General features: G+C 67.6%; 14 protein-coding genes. 7 read left to right on the top strand and 7 right to left on the bottom strand.

Annotated features, from left to right (window positions below):
• Positions 1–36 precede the first annotated feature (36 nt).
• Positions 37–1,143: a helix-turn-helix transcriptional regulator gene (locus tag C8C96_RS06270; RefSeq protein WP_121941781.1), complete on the top strand. Its 1,107-nt coding sequence runs from the start codon at positions 37–39 to the stop codon at positions 1,141–1,143.
• 130 nt (positions 1,144–1,273) lie between these two features.
• Here C8C96_RS06270 and C8C96_RS06265 read toward each other — a convergent pair whose 3' ends face one another.
• From C8C96_RS06265 to C8C96_RS06250, 4 genes are all read right to left on the bottom strand, one after another.
• Positions 1,274–1,645: a hypothetical protein gene (locus C8C96_RS06265; protein ID WP_199737447.1), complete on the bottom strand. Its 372-nt coding sequence runs from the start codon at positions 1,643–1,645 to the stop codon at positions 1,274–1,276.
• Positions 1,646–1,775: 130 nt separating this feature from the next.
• Positions 1,776–2,189: a globin family protein gene (locus C8C96_RS06260; protein ID WP_121941780.1), complete on the bottom strand. Its 414-nt coding sequence runs from the start codon at positions 2,187–2,189 to the stop codon at positions 1,776–1,778.
• 270 nt (positions 2,190–2,459) lie between these two features.
• Complete coding sequence (locus tag C8C96_RS06255) at positions 2,460–3,209, bottom strand: response regulator (protein WP_121941779.1); 750 nt, start codon at positions 3,207–3,209, stop codon at positions 2,460–2,462.
• On the bottom strand, positions 3,206–5,152 hold the full coding sequence (locus C8C96_RS06250) for a type IV pili methyl-accepting chemotaxis transducer N-terminal domain-containing protein (protein WP_233584169.1): 1,947 nt from the start codon (positions 5,150–5,152) through the stop codon (positions 3,206–3,208). Before C8C96_RS06250 ends, C8C96_RS06255 begins: the two co-directional genes overlap by 4 nt.
• A gap of 71 nt (positions 5,153–5,223) precedes the next feature.
• On the opposite strand from C8C96_RS06250, the gene C8C96_RS06245 reads away from it, so the two are divergent.
• On the top strand, positions 5,224–6,090 hold the full coding sequence (locus C8C96_RS06245) for a ChaN family lipoprotein (RefSeq protein WP_121941778.1): 867 nt from the start codon (positions 5,224–5,226) through the stop codon (positions 6,088–6,090).
• 9 nt (positions 6,091–6,099) lie between these two features.
• On the opposite strand, the gene C8C96_RS06240 is transcribed toward C8C96_RS06245, so the two are convergent.
• A complete protein-coding gene (locus C8C96_RS06240; protein WP_056059861.1) occupies positions 6,100–8,421 on the bottom strand; it encodes a bifunctional diguanylate cyclase/phosphodiesterase in 2,322 nt (773 codons plus the stop codon).
• A 72-nt stretch (positions 8,422–8,493) separates the two neighbouring features.
• Here C8C96_RS06240 and purU point away from each other — a divergent pair, with 72 nt between their 5' ends.
• The 5 genes from purU (at position 8,494) to C8C96_RS06215 (ending at position 13,103) form a co-directional block, all read left to right on the top strand.
• Positions 8,494–9,342, top strand: a complete 849-nt coding sequence (purU, locus tag C8C96_RS06235; RefSeq protein ID WP_056059864.1) for a formyltetrahydrofolate deformylase — start codon at positions 8,494–8,496, stop codon at positions 9,340–9,342.
• Between the two features lie 12 nt (positions 9,343–9,354).
• The gene (locus tag C8C96_RS06230) at positions 9,355–10,260 is read left to right on the top strand and encodes a LysR substrate-binding domain-containing protein (RefSeq protein ID WP_056059867.1); all 906 of its coding nucleotides are present in this window, start codon (positions 9,355–9,357) and stop codon (positions 10,258–10,260) included.
• A 269-nt stretch (positions 10,261–10,529) separates the two neighbouring features.
• Entirely contained in the window at positions 10,530–12,029 is a 1,500-nt protein-coding gene (locus tag C8C96_RS06225) for an FAD-linked oxidase C-terminal domain-containing protein (RefSeq protein ID WP_121941777.1), read from the top strand.
• 5 nt (positions 12,030–12,034) lie between these two features.
• Entirely contained in the window at positions 12,035–12,394 is a 360-nt protein-coding gene (locus C8C96_RS06220) for a CidA/LrgA family protein (protein ID WP_056059873.1), read from the top strand.
• Positions 12,378–13,103, top strand: a complete 726-nt coding sequence (locus tag C8C96_RS06215; RefSeq protein ID WP_121941776.1) for an LrgB family protein — start codon at positions 12,378–12,380, stop codon at positions 13,101–13,103. The genes C8C96_RS06220 and C8C96_RS06215 overlap by 17 nt, the downstream gene beginning before the upstream one ends.
• A gap of 55 nt (positions 13,104–13,158) precedes the next feature.
• Here the strand turns inward: C8C96_RS06215 and C8C96_RS06210 are convergent, their stop codons facing one another.
• Both C8C96_RS06210 and C8C96_RS06205 read right to left on the bottom strand, forming a co-directional pair.
• The gene (locus C8C96_RS06210; protein ID WP_121941775.1) at positions 13,159–14,454 is read right to left on the bottom strand and encodes a DUF445 domain-containing protein; all 1,296 of its coding nucleotides are present in this window, start codon (positions 14,452–14,454) and stop codon (positions 13,159–13,161) included.
• A 33-nt stretch (positions 14,455–14,487) separates the two neighbouring features.
• Complete coding sequence (locus tag C8C96_RS06205; protein WP_121941774.1) at positions 14,488–15,627, bottom strand: aminotransferase class V-fold PLP-dependent enzyme; 1,140 nt, start codon at positions 15,625–15,627, stop codon at positions 14,488–14,490.
• Positions 15,628–15,642: the final 15 nt, after the last annotated feature.

The following is a 15,642-nucleotide window of genomic DNA, read 5'->3' as shown; positions in this document are numbered from 1 at the left end:
CATTGATGCGCTGCAGCAAACTATTCAGTCACTTTCATGCCCCTCACCCGCATTCAGCAGCGGGCCATTGCGCGCCTGCAGCAGATGGCTTGCCTTGATTTCAACGGGCCTCAACTCATCGAGCCCGTTTTGCACGAGTTGCACTACCTCATCAGCTTTGATTCGGGCGCGTATTTCTATCCGGGCGGCAATGGGGGGATGGATGCGTATCTGGAGCCGTCGATGGGGCGGGACACGATCCACACCTACTTTGACCCGCAGGTGATGGCCAGCGAGCGCAAGGTGATGCGCCGCAGCGCCCACCAATTTGCCGACGCAGTGCGCTTTGACCACGGAGCGCAGGGGCTGGAGCAGCTTTTGGCGGTGCCGATCAGCGAGCTGCTGCGCAGCGATTTCTACAACGTGACGCTGCGGCCCGTGGAGGTGTTTGACCTGCTGAGCCTCGTGCTGCGCACGCCGCAGGGCGAGGGCCTGGGCACAATCAAGCTGTACCGCAGCATGGCGTCGTCGCGCTTTGGGGTGCGGGACCTGGCGATGCTGGGGCGGCTGGAGCCGTGGCTCGCGCGGATTCTGCAACCGGGGGAGCTGGACACGCAGGACAGCGTGGTGCACGACAGTGCTATGCTGGTGACCACGCCCCAGGGACGGTTGCTGTGGACGTCACAAAAATCCAATCAGCTGCTGGCGCAGGCCTTTGGTCCCAGTTGGCACCGCCGCTCTGAGCTGCCCCCCGCGCTGCAGGCTCTGCTGCAGCGCCTGCATTTTGCGGGGCGGCATGGTGACAGCCGCAATGGCCCTGCGGCGGCGTTGCCCCAGCTGGACCTGCACAACGCCAGCGGCTGGTTCAGCCTGCGCGCCACGCAGATGGCCGCCGCAGCGGGCGAAGGCCAGGCGGTGGGCATTCAGATCACCCACCGGGTGCCGCGCGTGGCACACCTGCTGCCCGCACTGCGTGCGCTGAGCCTGCCGCAGCGCCAGCACGAGCTGGCCTACTGGCTGGCGCGGGGCTTGCCCGAAGCGCAGATTGCCGAACGCATGGGGATCAGCGCCAACACCGCCACCTACCACCGCCGCCAGATTTACACGCGGCTGGGCGTGCAAAACCGGCTGGAGCTGCAAGCCCGTCTGCTGGCGCCCCGTTGAGGAGCCTCTGGTGGGGCGAAGGTAAGAGCCCGTTCAAAAGGGGCTTCATGAAGAAACACCCGGGCTTCGCTCCCTTCGGCTTTTTTTTCAGCCCGACCAGGGCAAGTCCAGCCAGGCCAGGCAAGCGCCACTACGGCACCGGCACAACACGCACCGCTGGTGTGTAGGGCTCCACGCGCAGGCTGTCGTGCGCCAGCACGCTGATCTTGGCCCGGGGGGCCATTTCCAGTGCGCCGTCGGCTGCCTTGCGTGTGGCGTATTGCCAGAGGGTGAGCGCGCCTTTGGCGGCCAGAGCCTGGCCAATGGCGGCGGCTTCGGGGCGCGGGGCACCGGCCTCGTCCGGCGACACGGCAACGATGACATCGTCCTTGACCGTAACGATCTTGAACAGCAGCGGCTTGGTGGTGTCGGCCACGGCAGTGACAGAGGCGAAGACGGTAGCAAGGGAGACTGCTGCCAGGGTTGCGGCTGCGCCGAAGCGGCGCAAGGAGGTGGTTTTCATGCGTTGTTGCTCCTGTATCGATGGGGGCCAGCGCCCCGGCACCGGGCGCTGGCGAAGGCATCATGCCCCGGGGCGTGCAACCAGACAAGGATCGGTCACCCGGGCAAGCAAACCGCCCGCCGCTGCAATGCTACGCCCCTGCGCCCCCCGCCCGCATGGTGGTGCCCACGTGGGCATACAAGGCGCCCCATGCCTCGCGCGTGGCGGGGTTGAAGGCGCCGCCAAGTGCTTCGGCCAGTGTGTCGAGCAGCGCCGCACCCACCGTGTCGTAGTGCGCGGCCTCTACGCCATAGCCCGCGTGCCGTTTGCCAAGTGCGCGCAGTGCGGCGTCCAGCTGCTCGGGTTGGCCGAGCATGCGCACGGCGCTGCCGATCATGTCCAGCAGCTTGCGCGCCTGTTCGTTCATGTCGGACGAGGCGAACAGCCCGCTGATAGCGGGATCGCGCGCGAACAGCTTGGCGTAGAACAGCGCACCCGCCTTCGCGGCGACAGGAGCAACCTGCGCAAAGCTCTGGCGAACCAGATGGATTTGTTCGGGGGACATCAAAGGCTTCCTCAGCAATACGGCCGTTGGCCAGTGGCAGGTAGAACACTGGAAAGAAGTCTATGAAGTTCCCCCGCGCTGCGCCCCACCCCCAGGGGTTGCATGACGGCAGGCGCTATGGGCGACGCGCAATGTGCGATTGGCGATGTAGCGGGCGTAATGGCTTCATGCGCCGGGCTCGCGCAGCGCGCGCTTGCGCAGGTGCACCGGCTTACGCGCGGAGTGGTCAGCGGCAAATCCCTGGCCGACCACGGCGGTTGCGCTGCCGCGCTACTCTGCGCGCTGCCGGTCCGAGGCGTACACCGCTGCCTGCACGCGTGAACTCAGGCCCAGCTTGCGCAGGATGTGCTGCACATGGATCTTGACCGTGGTCTCGGCGATGTCGAGTGTCCGCGCGATTTCCTTGTTGCTTGCGCCGCGTGCAATCTCGCGCAGCACGTCTTCCTCTCGCGGTGACAGGGGGGTGAAGCCGCTGACGGCGCCTGCAGCGACCGCAGCTGCATCGGCGGGTATGGGCGCGGCGGGCGCTATCTCGGGCGCGCCTTGCGACTGGAACGCCGCCACCAGCTTGCCCATGAGTTCGGGGCTTACCACGGGCTCGCCCCGGGCGGCACGGCGAATGGCCTGGGCCAACAGGTCGCCGTCGATGGTCTTGAGCAGGTAGCCCTGCGCGCCGTTGCGCAGCGCGGTGGCCAGGTCTTGCGCATCCTCGCTCACGGTGAGCATGAGCACGCGCGAGGTGGGTGACACCTCGCGCAGGCCCTGGATGGCATCCACGCCCATCACCCCGGGCAGGTGGTTGTCGAGCAGGATCACCTGCGGCTGCAGCTGGGGCGCAAGCCGCAGGGCCTGCGCGGCATCCCCCGCCTCGCCCACCACGGACAGGCCCTCATACTGGCTCAGCAGCGCGATCAGCCCGCGACGGAACAGCGTGTGATCGTCCACTACCAGCAGCGTGACCGGCGGTGACGTCGGCGCTGACGCGGGGGTTGTGGCAACGGGCGATACGGAGGTCGTCATGGCATGGTGGCTTGTTGGGGGGCTACGGCGTATATCGAACCCGCTGAATGGGTGGATGCGGCGGGCTGGTGAGGCTGGGTGGGTGCGACCGAGGGAAGCTCGATGCACACCCGGGTGCCCTGCCCCGGAGCGGACTCCACCTGGACCACCGCGCCAATGCGCTGGGCCCGTTCGCGCATGATGCCCAGGCCTACATGCAGCGAGTCCGGTGGCACGGAGGCCACCTCAAAGCCAGTGCCGTTGTCCTGCACCTCAAAGCGCCAGCGTGGATGGCGGTGCACCAGCACATCCACCCGCGTGGCGCCCGAATGTTTGCGCACGTTCGACAAGGCCTCCTGCACCATGTGCAGCACCTGGATCTGCACGTCCTGCGCCAGCGGCAAGCCGTGGCCCACCATGCCCAGCGTGGTGGCCATGCCGGTCTGGTGCTCAAACTTGGACAAGGTGGCGCGCAGCGCTGACTCGATGTCTTCCTCGCTGGTGCGGGTGCGGAAGTGCACCAGCAGCTCGCGCACATCGGAATAACACTCGCGCACACCCACATCCAGCTCGCCGATGCTGCGGTCGCGCTTGGCCTCATCGCCGCGCGCCACGGCATCGCGCAGCAGCTGGGTCTGGATCTTGAGGAAGGCCAGCGACTGGGCGATGGAGTCGTGCAGCTCCCGCGCCAGCAGGCTGCGCTCCTCTGCCACCGCCGCCTCGCGCTCCAGCGCGGTGGCACGCAGGCCCTCCATGGCACTGGCCAGGTGGCGCGTCATGGCTTCGAGCAGGTCGCGCAGTTCATCGGTCAGCTCCACTGGCGAGCGGAAGAACAGATCCACCTCGCCCAGCAGGCGCTGCAGCATCTGCACCGGGATGGTGACCATGGTCTGGAACCCCGCCTCGCGGCAATGGGGCAAGGCAACGGTGGTCGACGGTGTGATGGGAATGACCCGCGTGCGCGCCTGGGCCTGCGGCTGGCCACACAGGCAGGTGCCCGTGTGCAGGCAGTGCTCGCCTTCGGCCATGGTGCGCGGCAGGCCGTCGCCCGCCAGCAGCACATAGCGTTCGTTGGCCTCATTGGACCAGCGCACGGCGGCTGCGTCGGCCCCCGCCACGCGGCGGATCTGCTGCACAAAACCCTGGGCCAGCAGCTCCAGGCTGCCCGCCGTGCTGGCCAGCGCGCTCACCTCATACAACGCGGCCAGGCGCTGGTTCTGCACAGCGATGCTGGCGGTCTTTTCGCGCACCTTGTGCTCCAGCTCGTCGTGCGATGCCTGCAGTGCATGCGCCATGAGATTGAAGCCCGCCGACAGCTGACCGAACTCGTCATCCGTATCCACCGGCAGCCGCGTGCCCAGCTCGCCCTGGCGCAGCCGGGCCTGGGCCTGCTGCAGGCGCGCCACGGGATTGATGACCAGCAGATAGCTCACGGCCATGAAGGTGACGGCAGCCACGATGGCCAGCGCCATCATGAACAGCTGAAACAGGTGCAGCGCGGCGGTCCAGCCCGCGATCTGGATCTCGATGGCGTCCACAAAACCATCGACCTGCTGCACAAAGGCATCGGCCTCCGCCAGGTTCCGGGCGCGGTCCGGGGGCGATGCGCTGACCCACCCGGTGCGGGCCCCGGTCCACCGGGTGCGGATGCCATCGAACCGCGTACGTGTCTCGTCGCTCCACGGCACAAACAGCGGGCGCGACGGATCGCCCGTGCGCAGCAACTCCAGGCTGGCGTCGAACTGGCGGGCGCGTTCTTGCACGGCCTCGGGTGGCTCGGTCTGCAGCACCAGCACCATGCGCAGCATGTTCATGCGCAGGCGGCCGGCCTCGTTGACCGCCGCTGCGCCGCCCTCGAGCTTCCAGGTCACCCACAGGGTCAGGCCGATGGAAGCGAGCGCCACCAACAAGAAGCCCGCGCCCATGGCAAGGAGTTTGGTGGAGAGCGTGGGACGGGAGCGCATGGCGCAGTGTAGGGAAGGGGCATCACCACAACCTTGACCTGGGTCAAGAGCGACCCGCGTAGCATGGCGCCATGCAACGACTGCCCCTCCCTCTCCTGCGCACCTGGCTGGTGCTGGGAAGCGTCACCGTGGCGCTGGCTGGCTGCGCCTACGCCCCTGCCCCGGGCACGCCGCCCTCCCCCCTCTGGACCGACCGCTTGCAGAGCCTGCTGCCCGCCGATGTACTGCTGCTGGGCGAGCAGCACGATGCACCCGACCACCAGCGCCTGCAGCGCGAGGCCGTGGCGTGGCTGTCCTCGCGCGGGCAGCTGGCGGCCGTGGTGATGGAAATGGCCGAGCGGGGCCACAGCACCCGGGGCCTGCCGCGCGATGCCAGCGAAGCGCAGGCCCAGGCCGCCCTGCAATGGGACAACGCCGCCTGGCCATGGCAGGCCTATGGCCCGGTGGTGATGGCGGCCGTGGGCGCCGGAGTGCCCGTGTTGGGAGGCAACCTGCCCCGCGCCCGCATGCGGGCCGCCATGGCGGAGGCCGCCTGGGACCGGCACCTGCCCGCCCCCGCGCTGGCGCAGCAATACCAGGCGCTGCGCGACGGCCACTGCGGGCTGCTGCCGGAGCCACAAATTGCGCCCATGGCCCGCATCCAGATCGCCCGCGACGCCAGCATGGCCCGGACGGCCCAGGAGGCGTTGCGCTCCGGCCAGACGGTGCTGCTGGTGGCTGGCGGCGGCCATGTGCTGCGCCACCTGGGCGTGCCAACGCATTGGCCGGCAAATCTGGTGTCAAAAGTGGTGATAGCGCAGGTGGAGCACGCGCCAGACGCTATCCAATCAGGTGCACAAGCAGATGCCGTGGTCCAGACCCCGGCGCTGCCCCCGCGTGATGTGTGCGCAGAGTTGCGCGAGCAGTGGCGCCCTGCGCCCCCCGGACAGAAGGTCTGAGCGCGCCTTTTAGCCCTGCGCGGCGGCAGCAGACTCCGCCTGCGCGCGCAGCAGCGCCACAAAATCGTCGGCAGGCACAGGGCGGCTGCACAGGTAGCCCTGGTAGGCGTCGCAGCCCCGCTCGCGCAGAAAGGCCAGCTGGCCCTCGGTCTCCACCCCCTCGGCCAGCACCGACAGGCCCATGCTATGCCCCATGGCGATGATGGCGGCGCTGATGGCCATGTCGTCCTCGCTTTGCGGAATATCGCGGATGAATCCCTGGTCGATCTTGAGCACGTCGATGGGAAACCGCTTGAGCTGCGCCAGCGACGAATAGCCGGTGCCAAAGTCATCCACCGCGATGCGCACCCCCAGCTCGCGCAGGCGCACCAGCACCTGACGGGCTTCTTCGGTACGTTCGGCCAGGGCGCTTTCGGTGATCTCCAGCTCCAGCAGTGCCGCGGGGAACCCGCTGGCCTGCAGCGCGGCCGACGTGCAACCGGCCAAGTCGGTCAGGTGGAACTGGCGCGGCGACACATTCAGCGCCAGGGTCAGCGGTGGCAGCCCGGCATCACGCCATTGCTGGCCCTGACGGCAGACCTCGCGCACCACCCATTCGCCCAGCGGGCCGATGACGCCCGAGGTCTCGGCCACGGGAATGAAGCGCGCGGGGGAGATAAGCCCCTCTTGCGGGTCGTTCCAGCGCACCAGGGCTTCGGCGCCCTGGATGCGACCGGTGGCAATGTCGATCTGGGGCTGGTAGTACATCTGCAGATGGCCCTGGGCCAGCGCCAGGCGCAGGCGCGACTCCAGCTCCAGCCGCTCGCGGGCCGCCTGGGTCATGGCCTCGTGGAAGAAACACCACGCCCCCCGGCCGCGCGCCTTGGCGCCATAGACCGCCGCATGGGCGCCCTGCAGCAGCAGTTCGGTGGTGCCAGCGTGCTCAGGGAACATGCAGATGCCCACACTGACGCCCGCCACCACCTCGAGCCCGTCGGGCGAACGCCAGGGCTCGGCCACGGCGCGGATCAGGTGGCGCGCCACGGCGGCGGCACCATCGGCATGGCGCAGGTTGCGCGCCACCACGGCCAGCTCGTCGCCCGCCATGCGCCCCAGCACGTCTCCGGGCCGCAGGGCGGACTGTACCTGCCGCGCAATGTGCTTGAGCACCTCGTCGCCCGTGGCATGGCCGTAGCTGTCGTTCACGTCCTTGAAGCGGTCCAGGTTGAGCAGCAGCACGGCAATGTGCTCGCCACTGCCCTGCGCCTCCTGCACCGCCAGCTCCAGCTGGTGCCCGAACCAGGTGCGGTTGGACAAGCCCGTGAGCGGGTCGTTGTGCGCCAGGTATTCCAGTTGCCGCTGCTGGGCCTTTTCTTCGGAGATGTCGGTGAACATGCACACGTAGTGCGTGATCTCGCCCGCCGGGTCGCGCACGGCCGACAGGGACATGTGCTCCGGGAAGATCTCGCCGTTCTTGCGGCGGTTCCAGATCTCGCCCTGCCAGTACCCGGTTTCGGTCAGCGCCGACCACATCGCCTCATAAAAAGCCTTGTCGTGGCGGCCCGACTTGAAGACGCGCGGGGTCTTGCCCAGCAGCTCCTCCTCGGTATAGCCCAGCAGGCGGGTGAACGCCGCGTTGACCGACAGGATGCGGCTGTGGGCGTCAGTCACCACCACGCCCTCCATGGTGTTGTCCACCACTGTGGCTGCCAGGCGCTGGCGGGCCTCGCTGCGCTGCAGCGCCGCACGCGCGGCCTTGATCTCGTCGAGGTCCTGCACCACACACACAAGGTGCGCGGGCTCATCGCCCACTTCGGGCGCCAGTGTCACGGTGCACAGCACAGGCGCCCGGCGGCCGTTGTCCAGCCGCAGGCAGTGGCGCTCGCCCACATAGTGGTCGATCTCGCCAGCCAGCAGGCGCTCCAGCTGCGACGCCGCCCAGTCAGGGTCCTGGGCGATCATCACATCGCGAAAATTGAGGCCCAGCGTCTGCGCGGGCGTGGCCCCCAGCAGGTCGCACAGGCGGGCGTTGGCCCACAGAAAGCTGCCGTCCAGCGCCACCCGCGCAAACCCGGCCGGCGCATGGCGCACGATCTGCGTCAGCTCCTGCGCCATGGCCATGCGCACCTTTTCGGCACGGCGCATGCGCCGCAGCAGCCACCAGGCCAGGCCGCTGGTCAGCGCCACATAGCCCCAGCCCTTCCAGGTCTGAAAACGGGTCAACAGGGCCGGGTCGGTCACCCAGTGGGCCAGCAACACATCGCCCGCAAACACCCAGGCCACCCCCAGCACCAGGTACAGCAGCATGCCCCGCCAGGGGACCAGTGATGAGGCATAGCCCTCGTTGCCCATTGCGCTTCTTGCGCTCCTTGTTGATTTCACGGTTTCACGGCCTTTGGCCCTTGCTGCGACAATTGCACAGCTATGACCAACGCCTACATCCTTACCCTGTCCTGCCCCGACCGCCTGGGGCTGGTGCACGCCGTCTCCGGCTTTTTGCTGGAGCATGGCGGCAACATCGAAGAAGCCGCGCAGTACAACGACCACGCCACGGGCCTGTTCTTCATGCGGGTGCAGTTTGCCTGCGACCAGCATGACCACCCCACCCTCAAAGCGCGCCTGACCAGCTTTGCCGAGCCCTACAACATGCACTGGAGCCTGCACGCCACGGCAGCCCCCATGAAAACCGTGCTCATGGTCAGCAAGGAAGGCCACTGCCTCAACGACCTGCTGTTCCGCTGGAAGAGTGGCTTGCTGCCCATCGACATCCGCGCCATCATCAGCAACCACCGCGACTTCTACCAGCTGGCGGCCAGCTACAACGTGCCGTTTCATCACATCCCGATGACGGGCAGCACCAAGGCCCAGGCCGAAGCCAAACAGTTTGAGATTATCGAGGGCGAAGGGGCCGAGTTGGTGGTATTGGCCCGTTACATGCAGATACTTTCTCTTGACCTATGTCAAAAGTTGGCCGGTCGGGCCATCAACATCCACCACAGCTTCCTGCCCAGCTTCAAGGGCGCCAAGCCTTACTACCAGGCCCATGACCGGGGCGTGAAGCTGATCGGCGCCACGGCCCACTATGTGACGGCCGACCTGGACGAAGGCCCGATCATCGAGCAGGACGTGGCCCGCGCCGACCACACCGACACCGTGGAAGACCTCACGGCCCGCGGCCGCGACACCGAAAGCCAGGTGCTGGCCCGCGCCGTGAAGTGGCACAGCGAGCACCGCGTGATCCTGAACGGCCACAAGACAGTCATCTTCCGCTAGTCCAGCTTTCCCATGGCCACGGCAGCCCCGTCCTCCTTCCTCAGCAGCGCTGCACGGCGCATCCCGCCCATCCAGTGCCTGCTGACCTTCGAGGCGCTGGCCCGCCTGCGCAGCGTGACGCAGACGGCCGACGAGCTGTGCGTGACACCCAGCGCCGTGAGCCACCGCGTCAAGCAGCTGGAGCAGATCCTGGGGGTGCGGCTGTTTGGCCGGGCCGATTTTTCGCTCACCACCGAGGGCAGCGCCTACCTGGCCCATGTGCGCGAGGGGCTGGGCGCGCTGCAGCGGTTCCCCGGCCAGGCGGCCGCGCCCGGGCGGCGGCGGCTCAAGCTGGCCGTGACGCCCACGTTTGCGCGCACCATCCTCATCCCCCGCCTGCGCCAGTTCACCGAGGCCTATCCCGAGATCGACCTGGCGCTGCAGGTCTCCATCCCGCTGCTGGACGTGGTGGCCGAAGACGCCGACCTGATGGTGCGCTTTGGCCCCGGCCACTATGCCGACGTGGAGCATGTGGAGCTGGCGCGCGACGTGGTCACACCCCTGGCCTCGCCCGCATTTGTGCGCGAGCACGGGCCCTTTGACCGCCCCGAGGACCTGGAGGGCGTGCCCCTGCTGCGCAGCCCGCTGGAGCCCTGGCGCACCTGGTTTGCTGCCACGGGTCTCGACTGGGCCGAGCCCAGCGAGGGCTCGCAGTTCAACGACATCGGCCTGATGTGTGATGGCGCCGCTGCCGGCATGGGCGTGGCGCTGGTACGCCTGAAGCTGGGCGCGCCCTGGCTGGAGAACGGCACACTGGTGCGCCTGTTTGACACCGACACCGCCAGCCCCCACGCGCACTACCTGTGCTGGCGCACGGGCACCATGGACCGGTGGGAATGCGCAGCGTTTGCCGAATGGCTGCGCAAAACCATGGCGTAGTAGAGGTATCCCCCTGAGTCGCCTTGGGCGCCTTCTCCTTTCTCTCCGCTGCGCCGGGAAGGGGGACGCAGCCCTAGCTGCGGGGCGGCCCTTGCTCGGCTGCCCTCGCCCGAGTCACGCTCGCCTCCATCTGGTTCAGGTAAATTTGCCTCCAGCGCTTGCCCAACAGGCACCAGCAGCTATCAATTGGTGAGCAATCCGGTGTTTTTCACAATCCCCTGAAGAAAAGCTCAAGCCCGGGCACCGAACCATCCCCTACAGTGACAGCCATGAACACTGCCGCCGACCCCACCGTAGCCCTGTCCGAACGCGCCGCGCGCCAGGCCGAGGTTGTCCAGGCCCTGGGCCGCGTGCTGCCCGCCCACTCACTGCTCTGGCACAACGAGGACACCACGCCCTACGAATGCGACGGCCTCACCGCCTACCGCCAGCGCCCACTGGTGGTGTGTCTGCCGGAAACCTACGACGAGGTGCAGGCCGTGCTGCAGGTGTGCCACCAGCTGCAGGTGCCGGTGGTGGCGCGCGGTGCGGGCACGGGCCTGTCGGGCGGCGCCATGCCGCACGCCCTGGGCGTGACGATGTCGCTGGCCAAGTTCAACCGCATCCTCGACATCAACCCCGAAAGCCGCACGGCCGTGGTGCAGTGTGGCGTGCGCAACCTGGCGATCAGCGAGGCGGCGGCACCCTACAACCTCTACTACGCGCCCGACCCCAGCAGCCAGATCGCCTGCACCATCGGCGGCAACGTGGCCGAGAACTCGGGCGGCGTGCACTGCCTCAAATACGGCCTCACCGTGCACAACGTGCTCAAGGTAAAGGGCTTCACGGTGGAAGGCGAGCCCGTCGAATTCGGCAGCGAGGCACTCGACGCCCCTGGCTACGACCTGCTGGCCGCCGTGATCGGCAGCGAGGGCATGCTGGCCGTGACCACCGAGGTCACCGTCAAGCTCATCCCCAAGCCCCAGCTGGCGCGCTGCATCATGGCCAGCTTTGACGACGTGCGCAAAGCGGGCGACGCGGTGGCTGCCGTCATCGCGGCGGGCATCATCCCGGCTGGCCTGGAGATGATGGACAAACCCATGACCGCTGCCGTGGAGGACTTTGTGCACGCGGGCTACGACCTGACTGCGGAAGCCATCCTGCTGTGCGAGAGCGACGGCACACCCGAAGAGGTAGAGGAAGAAATCGGCCGCATGAGCGACGTGCTGCGCGCTGCAGGCGCCACCGCCATCTCGGTCAGCAACGACGAAGCCGAGCGCCTGCGCTTCTGGAGCGGCCGCAAGAACGCCTTCCCCGCCAGCGGCCGCATCAGCCCCGACTACATGTGCATGGACTCGACCATCCCGCGCAAGCGCCTGGCGGACATCCTGCTCGCCATCCAGGAGATGGAAAAGAAATACCAGCTGCGCTGTGCCAACGTGTTCCACGCGGGCGACGGCAACCTGCACCCGCTGATCCTGTTCGATGCGAACGATGCCGACCAACTGCACCGCTGCGAGCTGTTTGGCGCCGACATCCTGGAGACCAGCGTCGCCATGGGCGGCACGGTGACGGGCGAGCATGGCGTGGGCGTGGAAAAGCTCAACAGCATGTGCGTGCAGTTCTCTGCGGCGGAGAACGCGCAGATGTTCGGGCTCAAGCACGCGTTTGATCCGGCAGGGTTGCTGAACCCCGGCAAGGTGATCCCCACGCTGAACCGGTGCGCGGAGTACGGGAAGATGCTGGTGCGTGGGGGGCAGATCAAGCACCCCGACCTGCCGCGTTTCTGATCGCCATGAAGGCGCTGCAAGGGCTGGCCTTTCTTCTGCTCATGCAGTCGGGGGGCGAGGCGCTGTCCCACTTTTTGAAGCTCCCGGTCCCAGGGCCGGTGGTCGGCATGGTGCTGCTCTTGCTGGCCTTGCGTTGGCAGCCCGTGCGGGATGCCGTAGCCCCGGCGGCGGGCTTCTTGCTCCAGCACCTGTCGCTGCTGTTTGTGCCGGTAGGCGTGGGGGTGATGACCCACCTGGCGCTGCTGAGCACCTATGGCCTGCAGCTGGTGGCGGTGATTGTGCTGTCCACCTGGGTCGGTATGGCCGTGACAGCGCTGGTGCTGCGTCTTTTGCAGCCCAAGGAGACCCATGGCGAACTTCGTTGAGCTGTGGGTGTACCTGGCATCGGCCCCACTGTTCGGGCTGACCGCAACGCTGGCGGTGTATGTGCTGGCGCAGGCGCTGTCGGTGCGCTCGGGGCACGCGCCCTGGGCCAACCCGGTGATGCTGTCGGTGGCCATTCTGGCCACGGTCATGCTGGCCACCGGCACGGCCTATCCCACGTACTTTGCGGGCGCGCAGTTCATCCACTTCTTGCTGGGCCCTGCGGTGGTGGCGCTGGGCTGGCCCCTGTGGCAGCGCCGCGCGGCCTTGCGCTCGCGTTGGGGCCGGCCGGTGCTGGCCTCGCTGGCGGGTGGCAGCGCGGCGGCCGCCAGCGCTGTAGGCCTGGGCTGGGCACTGGGCCTGCCGGGTGATGTGCTGATGTCGCTGGCCCCCAAATCCGTCACCGCCCCGGTCGCCATGGGCATCGCCGCACAGATCGGCGGCGTGCCCGCCCTGGCCGCCGTGTTCGCGGCGCTGACGGGCATGGTGGGGGCGCTGTCTGCGCGCTGGCTGTTTGGCTTGATGCGCCTGCCCACCGACGCGCAAGGCATGGCACTGCGGGGCTTTGCGCTGGGCACGGCGTCACATGGCATCGGCGCGGCGCATGCGCTGCAGGTGCATGCCGAAGCGGGGGCGTATGCAGGGTTGGCGCTGGGGCTGCAGGTGGTGCTGGCTGCGGTGCTGATGCCGCTGGTGTTCCGGTTGTTGTGAGGGGTGCGGTAGGGGCATCACCTCTTGTCCCACGCTGCGCCGCGCTCAGCGGCCCTCACCCGCCCCACAAAGCCCGCCCCATCTCCCCCACATGCGACACAGCAAACAGCACCAGCCCAATGAGCCCGCCCACCACGGTGCCATTGATGCGGATGTACTGCAGATCCTTGCCAATGTTCAGCTCGATCAGCTGCGTCATCTCTTCCGTATCCCACCGCCGCACCGTGTCCTCGATGTGCTGCGCAATGAACGCCGACACATCCGGCGCCAGACCCTCCACCCAACGCTCCAGCCTGTCATTGAACGACTGCCGCAGCGCCGCGTCCCCCGCCAGCGACTCGCCCAGCCATAACCCCAGCTTGCCCACCTGCCGCGCCAGCACCGAGTTGGCATCGGCCAGGTCGCGTTGCAGAGCGCCGCGCAGATCCAGCCATAAGGTCTGCACATAACCTGCCACCGTGGCGTCGGTCTGCAACCAGGTGCGGATCTCCTCGCCCTTGCGCTCCCATTCCGGGTCGCTGCGCAGGCGCTCGATAAAGCGCTGCACCGCCACATCAAACTGCGCACGCAGTGCGTGCTGCGGGTTGGCGGCGACATCTGCCATCAGGCTCTCCAGCGCGCGGGCCAGCAGGGCCGAGCCCTTGTCGCCCAGCCAGTCGCTGGGCAGCAACTTCTCGGTGCGCGGGTGGTCCTTCTTGAGCCAGGCCACGATGGACTGCGCGACCCAGGTGCGGGTTTGCTCGTTCTGCAGCAGTTCGATGAGCTTGGCCAGCACGTCGTCCAGCAGCGCCTGGTGACGGCCGTTGTGCGTGAGGGTGTCGAGCACCGCCGCCAGGGCACGCGACATATCCACCTGCCCGATCAAGGCACGCGCGGCTTTTTGGATGAAGCGCTCCACCTGCGCGTCCTGCACCGTCTCCAGCGCGGCCGATGCCAGGCGCGTGGCCTGGTGCCCCAGCAGCGCGGCGTTGCCTGGCGCCGTGAGCCACTGCGCAAGACGCTCGGCCGGGTCGTGCCGGCGGATCAGCGACACGAGCGAAGGCACGTCCAGGAACTTGTCGCGCACAAAGGTGGCCAGGTTGCGGCCGATGCGCGCCTGGTTGCGCGCAATGACCGCCGTGTGCGGAATGGGCAGGCCCAGCGGGCGCCGGAACAGCGCCACCACCGCAAACCAGTCCGCCAGCGCACCCACCATGGCGGCCTCGGCCATGGCCTTCACACCGTTGAGCCACAGTCCGCGTTCGACCACGCTGGTGGCGATGAACACCGCCGTCACCAGCAGCAACAGTCCCAGCGCCTGCCGTTTGGCACGCCGCAGGGCGACGGTTGCGCTGTCAGTCTCTGGCCTCATCCGGGCCAGCCCGCCGACCTCGACCCCAATGCGTCAGGCCGCCACCGCAATCTGGTCCAGCGCCTTCGACAGGTGGCCCACCGTGCGGTCCACGTTGTGCCACTTCTCCAGGCCAAACAGGCCAATGCGGAAGGTCTTGAAATCCGGCCCCTCATCGCACTGCAGCGGCACACCCGCAGCCGTCTGCAGGCCCACTTCCATGAACTTCTTGCCGTTCTGGATGCCGGAGTCGGTGGTGTAGCTCACCACCACGCCAGGCGCCTTGAAGCCGTCGGCTGCCACGCTGGGGAAGCCGCGCGATTCGAGCAGCGCGCGCACCTTGGCGCCCAATTCGATCTGCTCGTCACGCACCTTGGCAAATCCATATGCACGCGTCTCGGCCATCACCTCGCGCAGGCGCACCAGCGCATCCGTGGGCATGGTGGTGTGGTACGCGTGCTGGCCCTTTTCGTAGCCCTCGGCAATCTGCATCCACTTCTTGAGGTCGCATGAGAAGCTGCTGCTCGTGGTGCCCTCGATGGCTTCGCGCGCACGCTCGGACAGCATCACCATGGCGCAGCAAGGCGATCCGCTCCAGCCCTTTTGCGGCGCGCTGATGAGCACATCCACGCCCGTGGCCTGCATATCGACCCACATCGCGCCCGACGCCACGCAGTCCAGCACAAACAGCGCGCCCACCTCATGCGCAGCTGCCGTCAGCGTGCGGATGTAGTCGTCCGAAAGGATGATGCCGCTGGCCGTTTCCACATGGGGCGCAAACACCACCTTGGGCTTTTCAGCGCGGATGGTGGCGGCGACTTCTTCTGCGGGGCATGGTGCCCAGGGCGCCTGCGGGCCACTGCCCTGCTGACGCGCCTTGCACACCACGGAACCGCCACCCAGGCCCTTGTCGGCATCAAAGATCTGCGTCCAGCGGTAGCTGAACCAGCCGTTGCGCACGATGAGCACCTTTTCCTTGTTGGCAAACTGACGCGCCACGGCCTCCATGCCGAAGGTACCGCTGCCGGGCACCAGCACGGCGGTGTGGGCGTGGTAGACCTCTTTGAGCGTGCCCAGGATGTCCTGCACCACGCCGGTGAAGCGCTTGGACATGTGGTTGAGCGCGCGGTCGGTGTAGACCACCGAAAATTCGAGCAAACCATCGGGGTCGATATCGGGCAAAAGGCCAGGCATAGAGGAGTCTCCGCG

The sequence above is a fragment of the Acidovorax sp. 100 genome (genome assembly GCF_003688355.1).
In the GTDB taxonomy this organism is placed as follows: Bacteria; Pseudomonadota; Gammaproteobacteria; order Burkholderiales; family Burkholderiaceae_C; genus Acidovorax; species Acidovorax delafieldii.
The sequence above is the reverse complement of the archived record's forward strand: the minus strand, read 5'-3'. Positions and strand labels throughout refer to the sequence as shown.